The following is a 17,335-nucleotide window of genomic DNA, read 5'->3' on the forward strand; positions in this document are numbered from 1 at the left end:
CGCTTACGCCTCTGCCGACCCATGTCCCTCACTCCGTCCCCTGCCGCGCCCGCCGAGCCGCTGAGCCTCGGTGCCAGCCACTCGCCGCTGTTCGCCCTTGTTACCGACAAGCTGCGCGAAGGCATCCTGAACGGCAAATATGCCCCGGGCGAGCGGCTGGTCGAAAACAAGCTGTCGGCGGAGCTGGGCGTGTCGCGCATCCCGGTGCGCGAGGCGCTGCGGGCGCTCGCCAGCGAAGGGCTGGTGCAGATCGAGCCGCGCCGCGGCGCGACCGTGGCCAGCCTGTCGCCGGTGATCGCGCGCGAGATGGTGGAGGTGCGCGCCACGCTGGAAGGCCTCAACGCCAAGCTTGCCGCGCAGCGGCGCGACCCGGCGCTGGTGGCTGAACTCGAAAGCGTGTTGCGGCAGGGTATGGAAGCCGCGGCGCAGGGCAGCGCGGATGAACTGCTGGCGCTGAATACCCGCTTCCATGAAGTGCTCGGCACCATCGCGGCCAACAGCGTGCTGCAGGAAATGATGCGCTCGCTGCGCGAGCGCACCGCGGTGCTGTTCGGCCCCGCCAACGTGGTGCGCGCGCGCCAGAACTGGGACGAGCACGCGCAGATCCTGCAGGCGGTGATCGCCGGCGACGCCGACCTCGCCGCATTGCTGGCGGCGCGGCACGTCTACAGCGCCGCCAAGGCGGCTGACCTGCCGGTGGAGGGGCAGGGCGGTGCGGCCCGGGCCGCCTGAACGCGTGGGCTGCCTTTTCTCGGCCGTCCCGTCGTTGTCCTGAACGCCGGCAGTATCCCCGGCCCGAATGCATGGATGCCCTGCAGAAGGGCATGACGTGCCCTGTCATGACGCACTGCACCATATGAGTGTATACTTTAGCCATTCAGGGTCACGACATTTGCCATGCTGTCATCGGAACAACGCTACCTTTCGCAACCTGTCGGCCAGCAGTTGCTGCGCCACTTTGCCGCCCGCGACGCCGTGCGCCATGCCACGCCGCTGGTACCGCTGCGGCTGCACGATATCGGCCGCTTCTTCCTAGCGCTGCGCGGCCGCGCGCCGCGCAGTGGCCACTGCTGAGCCACACTGAATGACGCGCGGCGGTCCCTGCCGCGCGGCCTGGCTGTTCCGTCTTCCTTCCTGGCACGCGTTCTGCGAGCCATCCTTCCCTGTGATCCAATCGCCCTCGCACGCCGCTCGCGCCGTGTCTGCACGCGCATTGTCCTTGCGCTACGCGCGAGACGGAATATAGTATACCAACGCAATCGCGGTACGCCTGAGCCCTGCATACGCCCCCACCGCGCCGAACGGCGCGGATAACGACAAGGAGCCGATGTGAACCTGCCGGACTGGACGACTGGCGGCTTTCCGCCGCTATGGGAGGTGGCACAGCGGCTTGCCGGCGGCACGGTGTCGTCGGAGCAGTTGGTGGATGCCTGCGAGGCGGCCCAGGAGCAATGGCACGGCATCATCAATGCGCTGGTGCTGTCGGATTTCGGCGCGGCCCGCGCGGCGGCGCGCGACAGCGACCGGCGCCGCCGCGCCGGGCAGGCTCGCGGCGTGCTCGACGGCGTGCCGTTCTCGGTCAAGGAATCGTTCGATGTGGCCGGATGGCCAACCACCTGCGGCCATCCGGCCCTGCGCGGGCACGTGGCCCAGCGCGATGCCGTGGTCGTGCAGCGGCTGCGCGATGCCGGCGCGATCCTGCTGGGCAAGACCAACGTCCCGCTGGGGCTGCGTGACTGGCAGAGCTACAACGCCATCTACGGCACTACCCGCAACCCGCACGATCCAACGCGCACGCCGGGCGGCTCGTCGGGCGGCAGCGCCGCGGCCGTGTGCGCCGGCCTGTCGTTCTTCGACGTCGGTTCCGACATCGGCTCCTCGCTGCGCAATCCGGCGCATTACTGCGGCATTTTCTCGCTCAAGCCGAGCCACGGGCTGGTGCCGCTGGCGGGCCACGGCACCGGCGCCGCGCGCTTCGGCGAGCAGGACATCAATGTGGCGGGCCCGCTGGCGCGCAGCGCGCGCGACCTGGAGCTGGTATTGCGTGCCATCGCGGGCCCGGCCGGCGACGAGGCGCTGCCCTACCGCCTGCAGTGGCCGGCATGTCCGCAGCGCCGGCTCGCCGACTTCCGCGTCGCCGTGCTACCTACCCATGCCCAGGCGGAGGCCGATGCTGAGGTCGCCGCGCAGATCGAGCAGCTGGGCCACTGGCTGGCCGGGCAGGGCGCACGCGTCGACTGGCATGTGCGGCCGGACTTCGACGCCGGCGAGCTGTGGCATGTCTATGTCACGCTGCTGCGCGCCACCACCTCGGTACACATGGACGACGCGGCCTTCGCCGATGCGCTGGCCCGCGGCGCCGCCACCGATGCCGGCGATCACGACTACGCCACCCTGCAGTACAGCGGCGCGACCGTGAGTCACCGCGACTGGCTGCGCCTGCAGGTGGCGCGCGAACGCTTTGCCGCCGCATGGCGCCGCTTCTTCAGCGTCTACGACGTGCTGCTGTGCCCGGCTGCCGCCACCACGGCATTTGCGCTCGACGAGACCGGCGAGCCGTGGCAGCGCTCTGTCACCGTCAACGGCCGCCCACAGCCGATGACCACCCAGTTGTTCTGGGCCGGCCATTCCGGGCTGTGTGGTTTGCCTTCCGCCATGGCGCCGATCGGCCCAGGCGCCAGCGGTTTGCCGGTCGGGGTGCAGATCGTCGCCGGCCGCTACCAGGATCTCACCGCGTTGCGTTTTGCCAGCCTGCTGGAGGAAGCGGGCTATGCCTGCCGGCCGCCGCCGCGGCCAGCCGCCTTGCCGGCGGGCTTTCGCCGGTAACGAGACCAGACCACATCACATACCACTGGGGAGGGGAGCATGTTCGATTGGTTCCGTGATTTATCGCGCATGGAGCGCAAGGGCTTCTATGGCGCGTTCCTGGGGCATGCCGTCGACGTATTCGACTTCATGATCTATTCCTTTCTGATTGCCACGCTGCTGGGGCAGTGGGGCATGAGCAAGTCGACCGCGGGCGCGATCGTCACGTGGACGCTGGTGTCGTCGCTGGTCGGGGCCATCGGCGCCGGCATCCTGGCCGACCGCTACGGCCGTGTGCGCGTGCTGCGCTGGACCATCATCGTGTTTGCTGGCGCGTGCTTCCTGTGCGGGCTGGCGCAGTCGCCGCAGCAACTGATGGTATTCCGCATGATCCAGGGTCTCGGCTTCGGCGGCGAGTCGTCGCTGTGCATGGTGCTGGTGACCGAGATGATCCGCAACCCGGCGCACCGCGGCAAATACTCCGGCTTTACCGCGAGCAGCTACTCCTTCGGCTGGGGCGCGGCGGCGATCGTGTACGCGATCACGTTCAGCGTGCTGCCGGCGGAGACGGCGTGGCGTGTCTGCTTCTTCCTAGGCATCCTGCCGGCGCTGGTGGTGATCTACCTGCGCCGCAACCTGGAAGAGCCCGAGATCTTCCTGAAGAGCCGCGCGGCCGGCAACCGCGGACCGGGGCTGGCGGGGCTGGGCCGGCTGTTCCGCGGCCCGCTGCTGGCAAAGACGCTGCTGTGCAGCCTGCTGTCCGGCGGCATGCTGGGGGCCTACTACGCCATTGCGACGTGGCTGCCCACCTTTCTCAAGACCGAGCGGGGCTTGTCGGTGTTCGGCACCAGTTCCTACCTGGCGGTCACGATCATCGGCTCGCTGGCCGGCTACGTGGCGGGCGCCTATGCCACCGACCGCTGGGGCCGGCGGCTGACGTACATCGTGTTCGCCGCCGGCGCGTTCGTCGCCGCGCTGGTCTACATGGTGATCCCGGTGTCCAACACGTCCATGCTGTTCCTGGGCTTCCCGCTGGGCGTGCTGATGCAGGGCGTGTTTGCCGGCATCGGCGCGACCATTGCCGAGTCGTATCCCAACGATATCCGCGCCACGGGCTATGGCGTCTCTTACAACGCCGGCCGCGTGATCGGCTCGCTGTTCCCGCTGTCGGTCGGGTGGCTCAGTTCCGGGCAAACCTCGCTGCCGACCGCGATCGCGATCGTCGCCGGGGTGGGCTATGCGATGGTCGTGATCGCCGCGGCACTGCTGCCCGAAACCACCGGCATGGACCTGGAGCAGGCGGGCGGCAGTGGCGGGCAGCAAGAGGCCGCGCCACTGGCGCAGCCAGCGGGGACCGTGGCCTGAACGTGCTGGCAGGGCGCTGCCGACGACGTCAGCGCAGCCACGCCGACAGCGCCGGCAGCATCAGGCTGACCCCGATCCCGATCAGCACGCCGAACGCGACCCGCCGCGTGGTGGTCGGCGAGAACGGCGGCGGAAAGCGCCGTCCCAGCAGCGTGGCAAGCACCACCACCGGCACCCCGACCGCGGCTTGCAGCCAGATCGCGGTATCGAGTTGCCCTTGCCAGGCCGAGAACAGCGTGCGCACGGTCGAGGTCACGGTAAAGACCAGGATCAGCGCGCAGCGGATTTCCACCGGCTTCATCGGCTGCCGGTAGAACTGGAAGATCAGCGGCGGCCCGGACACGCCGAACATGCCGCTCAGCAGGCCGCCGAAGACGCCGCTCATGAAGAAGCTGCCGTCGCCGGAGCGTCGCGGCAGCGGGTCGGGCTTGAAGGCCGCGCTCAGGCCGCCGTACAGGATCACCGCGCCGAGCAGCAGCTGCAGCAGCGTGGCGGCGCTGCTGCTCAGGTATTCCAGCACCAGCACGCCGACCAGCACCGAAGGCAGGATGCCGATCGCCGCCGCGCCCACCGCGCGCCAGTCGATGTGCTGGAACTTGCCCGGCAGCGCGCAGGCGCTGTTGGCCAGCGTCACCAGGCTGACCACGGCGGCCACGGTGGCCACGGGCGCCAGCCCGAGCCCGCTGGTAGCGCCCATCACGATCATGCCGAGGCCAAAGCCGGTCACCGTTTGGAAATAGGTGCCGGCACCGAGCAGGGCCTGCAGGCCCAGCAGCGGCAACAACAGTTCTGCTTTCATGCCGCCGCCTGCTCGCCCTTCGGCGCCTGCGCCGCGGTGGCTTGCGCCTGGACCACGGTGACGGCGATGACATGGAACACATCGTCGGCGCTGCAGCCGCGCGACAGGTCGTTGGCGGGCTTGTTCAGCCCCTGCAGCATCGGCCCGATGGCCTTGGCGCCGCCGACGCGCTCGGCCAGCTTGTAGCCGATATTGCCTGCCTCCAGGCTGGGGAACACCAGCACGTTGGCGTGGCCGTTGACCTGCGAGTGCGCCACCTTGCGCGCGGCGATCTCGGCAACGATGGCGGCATCGAGCTGCACATCGCCGTCGATGGCCAGCCCCGGCCGCTGGGCACGCACGCGTTCGGTGGCGGCCACGACCTTGTCTACGGCGGCGTGATGCGCGCTGCCGCTGGTCGAGAACGACAGCATCGCCACGCGCGGCTCGTCGTTCAGCAAGGCGCGCGCGCTGTCGGCGGCGGCCATGGCAATGTCGGCGAGTGCCTCGGCGTCGGGATCGACCACCAGTCCGCAGTCAGAGAAGATCAGCCCGCCCTTGAGCGTGTGGAAGGGTTCGCACAGCATCATCAGGAAGAAGCTCGACACCAGCCGGAATCCGGGCGCCAGCCCGATCAGCTGGATCGCGTTGCGCACCACGTCGGCGGTGGTATGGGCGGCGCCCGCGACCGAACCGTCGGCGTGGCCCAGGCGCACCATCAGGTTGGCAAAGCACAGCGGGTCCAGCACGGCACGTTTCGCTTCATCGAGCGTCATGCCCTTTTTCTGGCGCAGCGCAAAGAGCTGCTGCGCGAACGAAGGCGTCAGCGCCGAGGTGGTGGGGTCGACCAGCGTCATGCCGTCGAGCCCGATCCCGTGGATGGCCGCGGCGGCGTTGATCTGGCGCGTGTCGCCCACCAGCACGATGCGCGCGATGCCCTCCTGCGTGGCGCGCTGCGCGGCCAGCAGGATGCGCGGGTCATCGCCCTCGCACAGCACGATGCGGCGAGGCGCGGCGCGGGCGCGGTCGATGATGCGGAGGATGGGTTTCATGGTGGTTGGCTTTGTAGAACTGAAAAAAGGGCCGGAGCCCTTGTCATGCTTGCGGTTTGCTCCCCTCTCCCGCTTGCGGGAGAGGGAGCGCACCGACCGCTAGCGAGAGGCCTGTGCAGACCGAGACTCAGACATAGTCCTTGTACTTGTCCAGGTAGCGCACCGGCTTGGCCAGCGCATCGCGGCGGAACGGGTCGCCCAGTTCGCGGGTGCACATGATCTCGATGATGGTGGTCTTGCCGTGGTTCATCTGCAGGTCGATGGCGCGCTTCAGTGCCGGGCCCACGTCTTCCAGGCGGTCCACCACGATGCCTTCCGCACCCATCGCCTTGGCGATTTCGGCGAAGCTCTGGTTGTCGAGCTCGCCCGCGACGAAGCGGCGGTTGTAGAAGTCCACCTGGTTCTTCTTCTCCGCGCCCCACTGGCGGTTGTGGAACACCACCGCGGTCACCGGGATGTTGTGGCGCACGCAGGTCATGGTTTCCATCAGGCTCATGCCCCAGGCGCCGTCACCGGCGTACGACACGGCCGGGCGATGCGGTGCCGCCACCTTGGCGCCGATGATGGTGGGGAAGGCGTAGCCGCAGTTGCCCCAGCTCATTGCCGCGAAGAAGCTGCGCGGCTTCTCGAAGCGCAGGTAGCTGTTGGCCACCGAGTTGATGTTGCCGATGTCGGTCGACACCATCACGTCTTCCGGCATGGCCTTTTCCAGCTCGCGCAGTACCTGGCGCGGATGCAGGTAGTGGCCGCCGGTGGGCGTGCGCTCGTTCTTCTGCTCCTCGATCATGTCCAGGCTGTACGGGTCGCGCTCATGCGTCCACTCGTCCAGCTCCTTCTCCCACGCGGCCTTTTCGTTGGCGATTTCGGTGGCGCGGCCGTCGCGGGTGGCGTCGCAGGCCAGCGTGCGGCCGGCCAGGCGCTGGGTCAGCGCGATCGCGGCGGCCTTGGCGTCGCCGCAGATGCCGACCGAGATCTTCTTCACCAGGCCCAGCATCTTGTGGTCGGCGTCGATCTGGATGATCTTGGCGGTCTTCGGCCAGTAGTCCATGCCGTGCTGCGGCAGCGTGCCGAACGGCCCCAGGCGCGAGCCCAGTGCCACCACCACGTCGGCGCGCGCGATCAGCTTCATCGCCGCCTTCGAGCCCTGGTAGCCCAGCGGACCGCACCACAGCGGGTGGCTGGCGGGGAACGAGTCGTTGTGCAGGTAGCTGTTGACCACCGGCGCGCCCAGGCGCTCGGCCAGTGCCTTGCACTCTTCGATGGCATCGGCCATGACCACGCCGCCGCCGGAAATGATCACCGGGAACTTGGCATTGGCCAGCAGTTCGGCGGCTTCGTTCAGGCTCTGCTCGCCGCCGGGGCCGCGATCGAGGTTCTGCGGCTTCGGAATCTCCGCGGTGATCTTGCCGTAGAAGTGGTCGCGCGGGATGTTCAGCTGGGTCGGGCCCATTTCCGCCTTGGCGCGGTCGAAGCAGCGCGCGGTGAACTCGGCCATGCGCGCCGGGTTGGTGACGTGGCCCTGGTACTTGGTGAACTCCTGGAACATCGGCAGCTGGTTGGCTTCCTGGAAGCCACCCAGGCCGATGCCCATGGTGCCGGCTTCGGGGGTGACGATCACCACCGGGCTGTGGGCCCAGTAGGCGGCCGCGATGGACGTCACGCAGTTGGAGATGCCGGGGCCGTTCTGGCCGATCACCACGCCGTGGCGACCGGACACGCGGGCGTAGCCGTCAGCCATGTGGCCGGCGCCTTGCTCGTGCACCACCGGGATCAGGCGGATGCCAGCCGGTGCAAAGATATCCATCGCATCCATGAAGGCCGAGCCCATGATGCCGAACATGTCGGTCACGCCGTTGGCGGCCAGCGTTTCGACAAAGGCTTCGGAAGGGGTCATGGTCTGCGGGCCGGTCGGCACCTGGCTGTCCTTCGCGGCGGCGGAGCCACCGGAAACGGCGGGATGCGAGGTGGTTTCGAGGTCGCGCATGGCGTTGTCTCCTGATGAGGGTCTTATAAAGTGGAACGAGGCGTTCCGGAAAATTGCTTGTTGGGGGAAATGTAGGCGCAAGACTTCCGTTGGTCAATAGAAAGTTTTGGTTTACGGAATGAATTCGATAAAAAATTGAGACAAACCGGCTATGCGAGTGCTCTTTGAAGCATTTTGATCAGCGGGGAACGTGGCAAGCAGAGCGCGGCGGCCCAACGCTGGGGCAAAGAGGCTCAGCTGTGGCGGCAAAAAGGGAGAGGTCGATCAGGCGGGCCGCGCGCGGGCGCCTGCGGCACGGCGATGGCGGCTCAGTGAACGAAGCCGCCCTTGACGAAGCGCACCGGCTCGGCGTCCATGCGCAGCAGCAGCGCCGTCAGCCCGTCGGTGACAGGCGACGGCGCGCCTTGCGTGCCGGCTGACGGGCCCGCCACGCAGACCAGGTCTGCGTCGGACCATGGCTGTCCAGGCGTGCCGCGGGCACGCAGCCAGCCGGCGCGGTCAGCCAGTAGTTGCGTGCCGGCCAGGCGCGCAGGCGCCTGGCCGGAGATCGTCGCGAGGATCTGCCACGCCTGCGCGGAGGCCGCGGTGCAGCCCGCGCGGAAGGTCGGCACTTGCGCCGGCGGGCGGCCGTCCGGCGTGACCAGCACGGTCAGGAAGCGCGGGTCGTCGAACGGCAGCGCGGTGGCGCTGTCGACCGCCACCAGCCGCACGCGCTGCCCGCCGCGCCATGCGGACAGCGCCACTGGCGCGGCGCCGGCGCACCGTACCACCATCTCCGGCAACGGCAGCGGCACCGGCCAGTTGCCGGCGCTGCTGCTGCTTCCGGCCGACAGTGCCTTCATGTAATCGATCACGGCCCAGGCCTCGCGGTCACCAAGCCGGTCGCCGAAGGCAGGCATGGTGGTCCGCCCCTGCCGGTCGCGCATGCCGGCCAGCACGTGCCAGAACAGTTCGCCGTCAGCGCGGCGCGCCAGCAGCGGGCTGGCCAGCGTGGGCGGCCACTGCGCCAGGCTGGCGGCGAGCGGTCCTTCGCCGCGTCCGTCGATGCCGTGGCAGCCGGCGCAATGCTGCGCATAGACGCGCGCGCCGAGGGCAATGGTGTCGACCGAAAAACCGGCCGGGCTGGCGTGGAAGCTGGTTGGCGCGGCCGGCACGAACAGCAGCGATGCGCTGGGCCACGGCGCCGCCGCCAGCGCCAGCGCGCCGGCAGCCAGCACCACGCCGCGGCGGCGGCGCCAGGCCAGGGCCGACGCCGTGGCCAGCAACGCGACGGCCAGCGCGCACAGGGTCAGGCCGACCTGGCGTGCCAGGCCGAGGTCGATCAGCAGGGTCTCGCCGGCCACGCGCCATGCCCAGGGCCAGGCGGGCTGCCCGTGGCTGTCGCCGCTCAGGCCCAGCGCATGCCAGAGTGAAAGCAGGCCGCGCTGCAGCGCCTCGATCAACCCCAGCAGCGCGTTCAGCCATGCCTGCGGCGGCGGGCCGCTCATCGGCCGGCCCGCGCGGGGAGGTACGGCGCCGGGCGTTGCATCACCAGCTGGCGTCGAGACCCAGGTGGCGCAGCGCTTGATGGCGCAGCGCGGTCAGCCGCGCATCGCCGCGATGGCGGGGATAGGGCAGGTCGACCTGGAGCTCGGCCGCGATGCGCGCCGGACGCTGGCTGAAGATGATCACGCGCTGCGCCAGGAACAGCGCCTCTTCCACGTCGTGCGTGACCAGCAGCGCCGAGAAGCGCGAGCGCTGCCACAGTTCGACCAGGTCGCTCTGCATCGCCAGCCGCGTCAGCGAATCCAGCTTGCCCAGCGGCTCGTCCAGCACCAGCAGTCGGGGCTCATTGACCAGCGCGCGCGCCAGCGCCACGCGCTGTGCCATGCCGCCGGACAGCTGGTGCGGGAACGCGCGCGCGAACGTCTCCAGCCCGACCCGGCGCAAGGCGTCGTCCACGCGATGGCGCTGCTGCGCGAGGATGCCCTGTGCCTGCAGCCCGAGCGCGACGTTGTCCCACACGCGGCGCCACGGGTACAGCGTGGGATCCTGGAACACCACGATGCGCGAGGGATCCGGCTCGGTGATGGGCGTACCGTCCTGCAAGATGGCGCCCGACGCTGGCTGGTCCAGGCCGGCGACCAGGCGCAGCAGCGTGGACTTGCCGCAGCCGCTGGGGCCGAGCAGGGCAACGAATTCGCCGGGCGCGACGTTGAGGTCGACGTCGTCGAGGACCTGCAGGCGCTCGTTGCCATGGCCGAACCAGTGGCTGACCCCGTGGATATCGATACGGGCGCCGGCCAGTACCGCCGAACCATCACCTGCTGCCTTCTGCGCGCGTCCTTCAGTCCCGGAAGCTTTCAATCGCTCGACCACGCTTACCATTTCACGGTCCCCTTCTGCCACGACAATACTCGGTCACGCGCGGCGAACAGCAACGTAATCACCCCGGAAAACAGCAGCGCCATCACGATCAGCGCCGCATACATGTTCACGTACGAGGCCCACCCCTGCGCCCAGGTCAGGTACCACCCCAGCCCCGACTTCACCCCCATCATCTCCGCTGTCACCAGCACCGAGAACGACGCCCCCAGCCCCATGAACAACCCGACAAACACCTGCGGCAGCGCTGCGGGAATCGCCACGCGCAACACCAGGAACCAGCCTGACGCACCCAGCGTGCGGGCCACGTCGTAGTAGCTCTTGTTGACGCCGGCGACGCCGGACCAGGTCAGCACGGCCACCGGGAAGGCGGTCGCCAGCGCGATCAGGAACACCGCTGCCGAGTAGCTCGACGGGAAGAAGTAAAAAGTCAGCGGCAGCAGCGCGGTCGACGGCAGCGGCCCCAGCACGCGCAACACCGGATGCACCCAGTAGCCGATGCGGCGCGACCAGCCGATCGACACCCCCACCAGGAAGCCTGCCAGCCCGCCATAGGCGACGCCCAGCCCGAGCAGCTTCAGCGTGTTCAGCGCACTCTCGCCCAGCCGCCTCCAGTCGTCCGCATACACCTCGATCAGCGCCTGCGGCGGTGCGAAGAAGGGTGTGGGCAGGATGGCGGTCTTGGCGGTCAGGATTTCCCAGGCCGACAGCGCCACGGGCAGCGCCACCAGCCACGGGCCGCCGGCTCGCAGCGCGGCCAGCGGACGTTGCGCCGGGCGGGACCGCGGGCCGGCCAGCGCCACCACGGCCAGCACGGCCGCGCCCGCCAGTGCCGCGAGGCCCAGCTCCGCGGTATAGGCCCAGTCGCTGAAGCCCGCTGCCTGATTGGGCCATTGCCACGTCAGCGCGCCGAACGCGGCCCACGCCAGCGCGGCGAGGATGCCGGTGGCCCAGACCGGCCGGGCGCTGCGTGGCGCGGCGGCCGCGTGCGCCAGGGGCGCCGCGGAGGGCTGGCCTGCGAGGCCGGGGTCGAGAGCATTCTGGCTTGTCGTCATGGCATTACCCCAGCACATTGGCGTAGACGTGCTGCGCCAGGCGTTTGGCATCGGTGGACTTCTTCAGCACGCCGATGCGGCGGAAATCATCGGCGTAGAACGCGATCTCGTCGCGCAGGTCGACGCCGGTCGGGTGGTGGGTGTAGGTCAGCGTGGCGTAGAGCTTGCGCAGGTCTTCGGGGTTGATCCTGGGCGAATACCTGGCGAACACTTTGGCGGCCTCGTTGGGATTCTCGTTGACATAGTCCGTGGCCTGCACGATGGCGCGCGCCAGCGACGTGGCAGCGGGGCGGTCGTTGCGCACCAGTTCGCCGCGCGCGCCGACCACGCAGCAGACCTTGCGCGCGTACTCGCCGGTGAGGTTGGTGGCCAGTTCCACATAGGCGCCGTTGGTGCGCTTTTCCAGCAGGTAGAGATTGGGGTCGCCGTCGGCGATGGCCTGGATCTCGCCCTTGTCGACCGCCACGCCCAGCAGGTCGGCCGGGTACTGGCGCCACGTGACGTCCTTGTCGGGATCGATGCCGTGCTTGGCCAGCAGGATGGTGAAGAAGTGCTTGCCCGGCGCCGCCAGGTCGCTGACGCCGACGGTCTTGCCCTTGAGCTGCTGCAGGGTGGTGACGCCCGCGGCCTTTGCTCCCACCAGCCGCACGCAGCCGCCGTGCGAGCTGCCGATGATCTTGACGTCGAAGCCGGCTTCGAGCGGCTTGAGCCAGCGGTGGATCATGCCCACCGCGGCATCGGCCTTGCCGGTGGCGATCGATTCCAGCAGCTGGTCGGTCGAGCCGCTGTAGTTGATCAGGTCGACCTGCAGGCCGTTCTTTTCGAAGAAGCCCTTTTCCTGCGCCACCACGACCGGCGTCAGGCAGAAGGAGTTCTGGTTCCACGCAAAGGTCAGCTTGCGCGGCGCCGACCAGGCCTGGCGGCCCAGGATCAGCGCGGGCGCGGCCACGGCCGCGGCGCCGGCAAGCCGCAGCACGCGGCGTCGGCGCGGGTCGGCCTGCTTGTCGTTGTTCTGGCTCATGTGGGATCCCTGTGGTCGTTGTTGTGTCGGGGCGAGGTGTGTTCAGGCGGCCTTGCGCTGCGCCGCTTGCGCAGCATCGTGCTGCGCCACCAGCGCGCGCACGCGCGGGATCAGTTCGCGGCCGTAGTCGAGCGCATCGTCGAGCGGATCGAAGCCGCGGATCAGGAAGGTGGTGACGCCCAGTTCGTAATAGGCCAGCAGCGCCTGCGCGACCTGCTCGGGCGTGCCGACCAGCCCGGTGGAGTTGGAACGGCCGCCGGTCTCGCGCGCGATCGCGGTCCACAGGCGCTGGTCGACGCGGTCGCCCTGTTCGGCCGCTGCCAGCAGGCGGCGTGCGCCTTCGCTCTGCTGCGGGCCGCCACGGCTGTAGCCGGCCTGCACGCGCAGCGCGCGGGTGCGCTCGAGGATGCGGTCGGCGCGGGCCCAGGCTTTTTCTTCGGTCTCGGCCAGCACCGGGCGGAACGACACCGAGAAGCGCACCGTGCGGCCGTGCCGCGCCGCTTCGGCACGGACGCGCGCGGTCAGCTCGCGCACCTGGTCAAGCGACTCGCCCCACAGCGCGTACACGTCGGCATGCTTGCCGGCGACGGCCAGCGCGGCTTCCGAGGCGCCGCCGAAGTAGATCGGCACATGCGGCTGCTGTGCCGGCTTGACCTCGGAGAAGCCCTGCGTGAAGCGGTAGAACTGCCCGTCATGGTCGAACGGTGCGGCTTCGGTCCAGATGCGGCGCAGGATATGCAGGTACTCGTCGGTGCGCGCATAGCGCTGGTCATGGTCGAGGAAATCGCCGTCGCGTTGCTGCTCGCTGTCCGAGCCGCCGGAGATGAAATGCACGCCCAGCCGGCCACCGCTGAACTGGTCGAGCGTGGCAATCTGGCGCGCGGCCAGCGTCGGCGCGGTAAAACCAGGGCGGTGCGCCAGCATGAAATGGATGCGCTCGGTCACGCTGGCGGCATAGGCAATGGTCAGCGTCGCCGACGGTCCGGTGGAGTGGTGCGGCGCCAGGATGCGGTCGAAGCCAGCCTGCTCGTGCGCCTGGGCAAACGCGCGCACATAGTCGCGATCGATCACCGGGCCTGAGGGGGGATGGATCTCGGACTGCTTCTGGCTCTGGATCATGCCGATGAAATCGACGCTCATGTGCGTTCTCCTGAAGTCGGTGTCGGGTTGGATGGGCTGAGGCAGAAAGTACGACAGCGGCGCGGCTTCGCTAACGAATAAAAACGACGCTCCATATTCAATAAGCATCGTTTTCGCCGGACCACGACGGCGCTACGCTAGGCGGCATTCGGTGCGCACCGTGCGCTCATCTTTTTCCGGAGTTTTGTTCCATGTCTTTGACGTCTGCCCTGCGCCCGCTGCCCGGCAGCGATGCGCGCCTTGGCGAGGCGCTCGCGGCGCTGTCCGCGCGCTTTGCCGGCACCGCGGGCGCGCACGATGCCGCGGCGAGCTTCCCGCACGACAACCTGGCGCAGCTGCACACCCATGGCCTGATCGCGCAGGTCGTGCCGCGCGCGCACGGCGGTGGCGGCGCGGGCCTGGCGCAGGCGCGCCGCATCGTGGCCGCGCTGGCGGGCGGCGATGCCGCCACCGCGCTGGTGCTGACCATGACCTACCTGCAGCACCGCGCGATCGCCCGCGCCGACTCGCACTGGCCGCCGTCCGTGCGTGAGCAGGTCTTTGGCAGCGCGGTGCGGGAGGGCGCGCTGATCAACGCGCTGCGGGTCGAACCGCAGCTGGGCTCGCCCGCGCGCGGCGGCCTGCCGGCCACGGTGGCGACGCGCGTGGCCGACGGCTGGCGCCTCAGCGGCCGCAAGCTGTACAGCACCGGCATTCCGGCCTTGCGCTGGCTTGCGGTCTGGGCGCGCACCGACGAAGCGCAGCCGCGCGTCGGCGTGTTCTTGGTGCCGGGCCCCGCGGCCGGCATCGCCGGGGTGCGCATCGTGGAGAACTGGAATCACCTGGGCCTGCGTGCCTCGGGCAGCCACGAGACCGTGCTGGACAATGTCTGGATTCCGCCGGACCACGCTGTCGATATCCGCCCGCCATCGGCCTGGGCCCCGGCCGGGTCCAGCCAGGCGGATCTCGACGCCAACGCGGACCAGCAGGCCTGGATGGTGGTGCTGCTGGGCAGCCTCTATGACGCGGTGGCGCGCGCGGCGTCGGCCTGGCTCAATGATTTCGTGCGCGAGCGCGCGCCCGGCAGGCTGGGTGCGCCGCTGGCCACGCTGCCGCGCGTGCAGGAGGCCGTCGGCGAGATCGCCGCGCTGCTGCGGGTCAACCAGGTGCTGCTCGACGACGCCGCCGCGCGCACCGACGCGGGCGATGCGCCGGCAGGTGCCGACAGCGGCCTGCTGAAGTTCACCGTGACCGGCAACGCCATCCGTGCGGTGGAACTGGCGCTGCAGTTGTCGGGCAACCATGGCCTGAGCCGCAACCACCCGCTCGAGCGCCACTATCGCGACGTGCTGTGCAGCCGCATCCATACGCCGCAGAACGATTCGATCCTGCTCGCCGCCGGGCGCGCGCAGCTTGGCGTGTAAGCGCTGCTGCCCCGGCCATGCTATGTTTGCGGGGCAGCGCCCCGCAGAGGGCCGCGCGGCCGGCGCCTTGCGGCCGGCAACCACCACGAGACACTCCGGAGCATTCCCATGGGTAGTTCCCCCACTCCCAACGCGCTGGCGCCACTGCGCGATTTCATCACCGGCCTGGCGGCGCTGCTCGACCAGCATCCCGACGAGCCGCGCATCCTGCGTGAAGGCGGGGCCTTGCTGGCAACGCTGGTCGCGCGCGATGACTGGCTGCCCGAAGCCTGTGCCCGGCCGCACCCCGAGTACTACCAGCAGCACCTGCTGCATTGCGATTCCGCCGAGCGCTTTTCCATCGTCAGCTTCGTCTGGGGACCGGGCCAGCGCACGCCGATCCACGACCACACCGTATGGGGCCTGATCGGCATGCTGCGCGGCGCGGAAGAGGCGCAGCCGTTTGCGCTCGACAGCGCCGGACGGCCGGTTGCCAGTGGCCCGAGCGTGCGCCTGCTGCCCGGCCAGGTCGAAGCCGTGTCGCCGGCGGTTGGCGATATCCATCGCGTCAACAACGCCTACGACGACCGCGTCTCGGTCAGCATCCATGTGTACGGCGGCAATATCGGCGCGGTGCGCCGCTCGGTCTACGCCGAGGACGGCACCCGCAAGCCCTTTGTCTCGGGCTATTCCAACCAGACCCTGCCCAACCCGTGGGACCGTTCCCGCGAACTTGCCCAGTCATGACCACCATTACCGCTACGCCGCCCGCGCCGGCATTCCCGACGTATGCTCCCGAAGCCGTGCGCGAGGCGCTGCGCAACCGCGACGAGATCGCGCTGATCGACGTGCGCGAGGAAGACCCGTTTGCGCGGGAGCATCCGCTGTGGGCTGCCAACTTCCCGCTGTCCAGGCTGGAACTGGACGCGTGGGCGCGCATCCCGCGCCGCGACACGCTGATCGTCGTCTACGGCGAATACGCCGGCACTGACCTGGCGCCGCGTGCGGCAACGGTGCTGCGTGAACTGGGCTATACCCGCGTGCATCGGCTGGAAGGCGGGCTGCGCGCGTGGATCGACGGCGGCGGCGAGGTGTTCCGCGACGTCAACGTGCCGAGCAAGTCGTTCGGCGAAGTGGTGGAGGCAAAGCGCCACACGCCGTCGCTGCCGGCCGAGGAGGTGCAGGCCTTGATCGACAGCCAGGCCGACGTGGTGATCGTCGACGCGCGCCGCTTCGACGAATACCAGACCATGAGCATCCCCACCGCCACCAGCGTGCCGGGGGCCGAGCTGGTGCTACGTGTGCGCGAGCTGGCCCCCCATCCGCGCACGCGCGTGATCGTCAACTGCGCGGGCCGCACGCGCAGCATCATCGGCACGCAGTCGCTGGTGAACGCAGGAATTCCGAACCCGGTGGCGGCGCTGCGCAACGGCACCATCGGCTGGACCCTGGCCGGCCAGCAGCTGGACCATGGCGCCAGCCGCCGCGCCCCGGCCGCGGTCAGCGACGCCAACCGCGACAGCGCCCGCCGCGGCGCGCGCGAGATCGCCGACCGCGCCGGCGTGCGGCGCATCGCGCTGGCGCAACTGGACACGCTGCAGCAGCCGGGCCGCACCGTGTACCGCTTCGATGTGCGCACGCCCGAGGAATTCGCCGACGGCCACTTGCCGGGCTTCGTCAACGCGCCGGGCGGGCAACTGGTGCAGGAGACCGACCACAGCGCGCCGGTGCGCGGCGCGCGCATCGTGCTGGCCGATGACGATGACGTGCGCGCCAGCATGACAGGGTCCTGGCTGGCGCAGATGGGCTGGGAGGTGTGGGTGGTCGAACCGGTGGCCGCCGCGGCGCGCAGTGAAACCGGCGCCGTGGCCGCGCCGGTGCCGTCGTCAGCGTCCGTAGCGAGCGTCACTGCGGCTGAACTGGCCGCATGGCTCGATGCCGGCGATGGCGGTACCGCCGTGCTGGATTTCACCACCAGCGCCAACTACGTCAAGCGCCATATCCCGGGCGCGTATTTTGTCATTCGCGCCCAGCTGGCCGACGCGCTGCCACGCATCGGGCAGCCGAAGCGCTACGTGCTCACCTGCGGTTCCAGCCTGCTGGCGCGCTTTGCCGCCGCCGACCTGCGGCGCCTGACCGACGCGGAGGTATTGGTGCTGGAAGGCGGCACCCAGGCGTGGATTGCCGCGGGCCTGCCGCTGGAGAGCGGAGAGACGCGCCTGGCCTCGGAACGCACCGACCGCTACCGTCGGCCCTATGAAGGCACCGACAACCCGCGCGAGGCGATGCAGGGCTACCTGGACTGGGAGTTCGGCCTGATCGCGCAGCTGGAGCGCGACGGGACGCATGGTTTTACGGTGGTGTAGGGGCTGCATGAGCGCGTCACTGC

At 69.5% G+C, this 17,335-nt stretch carries 15 protein-coding genes; 7 read left to right on the forward strand and 8 right to left on the reverse strand.

Annotated features, from left to right (window positions below; all coding sequences use genetic code 11):
- Window positions 1–21: 21 nt before the first annotated feature.
- From ACOCMH_RS06255 to ACOCMH_RS06270, 4 genes are all read left to right on the forward strand, one after another.
- A complete protein-coding gene (locus tag ACOCMH_RS06255) occupies window positions 22–732 on the forward strand; it encodes a GntR family transcriptional regulator (RefSeq protein WP_427308282.1) in 711 nt (236 codons plus the stop codon).
- Between the two features lie 165 nt (window positions 733–897).
- Window positions 898–1,074 carry a hypothetical protein gene (locus ACOCMH_RS06260; RefSeq protein ID WP_427308283.1) on the forward strand — a complete coding sequence of 59 codons (177 nt, stop codon included), beginning with the start codon at window positions 898–900 and terminating at the stop codon, window positions 1,072–1,074.
- A 255-nt stretch (window positions 1,075–1,329) separates the two neighbouring features.
- Window positions 1,330–2,826: an amidase gene (locus tag ACOCMH_RS06265; protein WP_427308284.1), complete on the forward strand. Its 1,497-nt coding sequence runs from the start codon at window positions 1,330–1,332 to the stop codon at window positions 2,824–2,826.
- A 39-nt stretch (window positions 2,827–2,865) separates the two neighbouring features.
- Window positions 2,866–4,170 carry an MFS transporter gene (locus tag ACOCMH_RS06270; protein ID WP_427308285.1) on the forward strand — a complete coding sequence of 435 codons (1,305 nt, stop codon included), beginning with the start codon at window positions 2,866–2,868 and terminating at the stop codon, window positions 4,168–4,170.
- A 28-nt stretch (window positions 4,171–4,198) separates the two neighbouring features.
- Here the strand turns inward: ACOCMH_RS06270 and ACOCMH_RS06275 are convergent, their stop codons facing one another.
- The 8 genes from ACOCMH_RS06275 to ACOCMH_RS06310 form a co-directional block, all read right to left on the reverse strand.
- On the reverse strand, window positions 4,199–4,969 hold the full coding sequence (locus tag ACOCMH_RS06275; RefSeq protein ID WP_427308286.1) for a sulfite exporter TauE/SafE family protein: 771 nt from the start codon (window positions 4,967–4,969) through the stop codon (window positions 4,199–4,201).
- Window positions 4,966–6,000, reverse strand: coding sequence for a phosphate acetyltransferase (pta, locus tag ACOCMH_RS06280; RefSeq protein WP_427308287.1), 1,035 nt, complete (start codon window positions 5,998–6,000; stop codon window positions 4,966–4,968). Before pta ends, ACOCMH_RS06275 begins: the two co-directional genes overlap by 4 nt.
- 127 nt (window positions 6,001–6,127) lie before the next feature.
- Entirely contained in the window at window positions 6,128–7,894 is a 1,767-nt protein-coding gene (gene xsc, locus ACOCMH_RS06285) for a sulfoacetaldehyde acetyltransferase (RefSeq protein WP_427308381.1), read from the reverse strand.
- 398 nt (window positions 7,895–8,292) lie between these two features.
- Entirely contained in the window at window positions 8,293–9,471 is a 1,179-nt protein-coding gene (locus ACOCMH_RS06290) for a c-type cytochrome (protein ID WP_427308288.1), read from the reverse strand.
- A gap of 40 nt (window positions 9,472–9,511) precedes the next feature.
- Window positions 9,512–10,351, reverse strand: a complete 840-nt coding sequence (locus ACOCMH_RS06295) for an ABC transporter ATP-binding protein (RefSeq protein WP_427308383.1) — start codon at window positions 10,349–10,351, stop codon at window positions 9,512–9,514.
- Window positions 10,345–11,403: an ABC transporter permease gene (locus ACOCMH_RS06300; protein ID WP_427308289.1), complete on the reverse strand. Its 1,059-nt coding sequence runs from the start codon at window positions 11,401–11,403 to the stop codon at window positions 10,345–10,347. Before ACOCMH_RS06300 ends, ACOCMH_RS06295 begins: the two co-directional genes overlap by 7 nt.
- 4 nt (window positions 11,404–11,407) lie before the next feature.
- Window positions 11,408–12,424 carry an ABC transporter substrate-binding protein gene (locus ACOCMH_RS06305; RefSeq protein ID WP_427308290.1) on the reverse strand — a complete coding sequence of 339 codons (1,017 nt, stop codon included), beginning with the start codon at window positions 12,422–12,424 and terminating at the stop codon, window positions 11,408–11,410.
- A gap of 42 nt (window positions 12,425–12,466) precedes the next feature.
- The gene (locus ACOCMH_RS06310; RefSeq protein ID WP_427308291.1) at window positions 12,467–13,564 is read right to left on the reverse strand and encodes an LLM class flavin-dependent oxidoreductase; all 1,098 of its coding nucleotides are present in this window, start codon (window positions 13,562–13,564) and stop codon (window positions 12,467–12,469) included.
- A 191-nt stretch (window positions 13,565–13,755) separates the two neighbouring features.
- On the opposite strand from ACOCMH_RS06310, the gene ACOCMH_RS06315 reads away from it, so the two are divergent.
- From ACOCMH_RS06315 to ACOCMH_RS06325, 3 genes are all read left to right on the forward strand, one after another.
- Window positions 13,756–14,967: an acyl-CoA dehydrogenase family protein gene (locus ACOCMH_RS06315; protein WP_427308292.1), complete on the forward strand. Its 1,212-nt coding sequence runs from the start codon at window positions 13,756–13,758 to the stop codon at window positions 14,965–14,967.
- Window positions 14,968–15,075: 108 nt separating this feature from the next.
- Window positions 15,076–15,693: a cysteine dioxygenase gene (locus ACOCMH_RS06320; protein WP_427308293.1), complete on the forward strand. Its 618-nt coding sequence runs from the start codon at window positions 15,076–15,078 to the stop codon at window positions 15,691–15,693.
- Window positions 15,690–17,312 (forward strand): rhodanese-related sulfurtransferase, encoded by a 1,623-nt coding sequence (locus ACOCMH_RS06325; protein WP_427308294.1) that lies wholly within the window; start codon window positions 15,690–15,692, stop codon window positions 17,310–17,312. The genes ACOCMH_RS06320 and ACOCMH_RS06325 overlap by 4 nt, the downstream gene beginning before the upstream one ends.
- Window positions 17,313–17,335: the final 23 nt, after the last annotated feature.

The organism is Cupriavidus sp. H39 (assembly GCF_050271075.1).
Classification (GTDB): Bacteria; Pseudomonadota; Gammaproteobacteria; order Burkholderiales; family Burkholderiaceae; genus Cupriavidus; species Cupriavidus necator_B.

Coding starts and splice junctions, on each gene's coding strand:
- ACOCMH_RS06255 (WP_427308282.1), top strand. CDS start 22: ATGTCCCTCACTCCGTCCCCTGCCGCGCCCGCCGAGCCGCTGAGCCTC.
- ACOCMH_RS06260 (WP_427308283.1), top strand. CDS start 898: ATGCTGTCATCGGAACAACGCTACCTTTCGCAACCTGTCGGCCAGCAG.
- ACOCMH_RS06270 (WP_427308285.1), top strand. CDS start 2,866: ATGTTCGATTGGTTCCGTGATTTATCGCGCATGGAGCGCAAGGGCTTC.
- ACOCMH_RS06275 (WP_427308286.1), bottom strand. CDS start 4,969: ATGAAAGCAGAACTGTTGTTGCCGCTGCTGGGCCTGCAGGCCCTGCTC.
- pta (WP_427308287.1), bottom strand. CDS start 6,000: ATGAAACCCATCCTCCGCATCATCGACCGCGCCCGCGCCGCGCCTCGC.
- xsc (WP_427308381.1), bottom strand. CDS start 7,894: ATGACCCCTTCCGAAGCCTTTGTCGAAACGCTGGCCGCCAACGGCGTG.
- ACOCMH_RS06290 (WP_427308288.1), bottom strand. CDS start 9,471: ATGAGCGGCCCGCCGCCGCAGGCATGGCTGAACGCGCTGCTGGGGTTG.
- ACOCMH_RS06295 (WP_427308383.1), bottom strand. CDS start 10,351: ATGGTAAGCGTGGTCGAGCGATTGAAAGCTTCCGGGACTGAAGGACGC.
- ACOCMH_RS06300 (WP_427308289.1), bottom strand. CDS start 11,403: ATGACGACAAGCCAGAATGCTCTCGACCCCGGCCTCGCAGGCCAGCCC.
- ACOCMH_RS06305 (WP_427308290.1), bottom strand. CDS start 12,424: ATGAGCCAGAACAACGACAAGCAGGCCGACCCGCGCCGACGCCGCGTG.
- ACOCMH_RS06310 (WP_427308291.1), bottom strand. CDS start 13,564: ATGAGCGTCGATTTCATCGGCATGATCCAGAGCCAGAAGCAGTCCGAG.
- ACOCMH_RS06315 (WP_427308292.1), top strand. CDS start 13,756: ATGTCTTTGACGTCTGCCCTGCGCCCGCTGCCCGGCAGCGATGCGCGC.
- ACOCMH_RS06320 (WP_427308293.1), top strand. CDS start 15,076: ATGGGTAGTTCCCCCACTCCCAACGCGCTGGCGCCACTGCGCGATTTC.
- ACOCMH_RS06325 (WP_427308294.1), top strand. CDS start 15,690: ATGACCACCATTACCGCTACGCCGCCCGCGCCGGCATTCCCGACGTAT.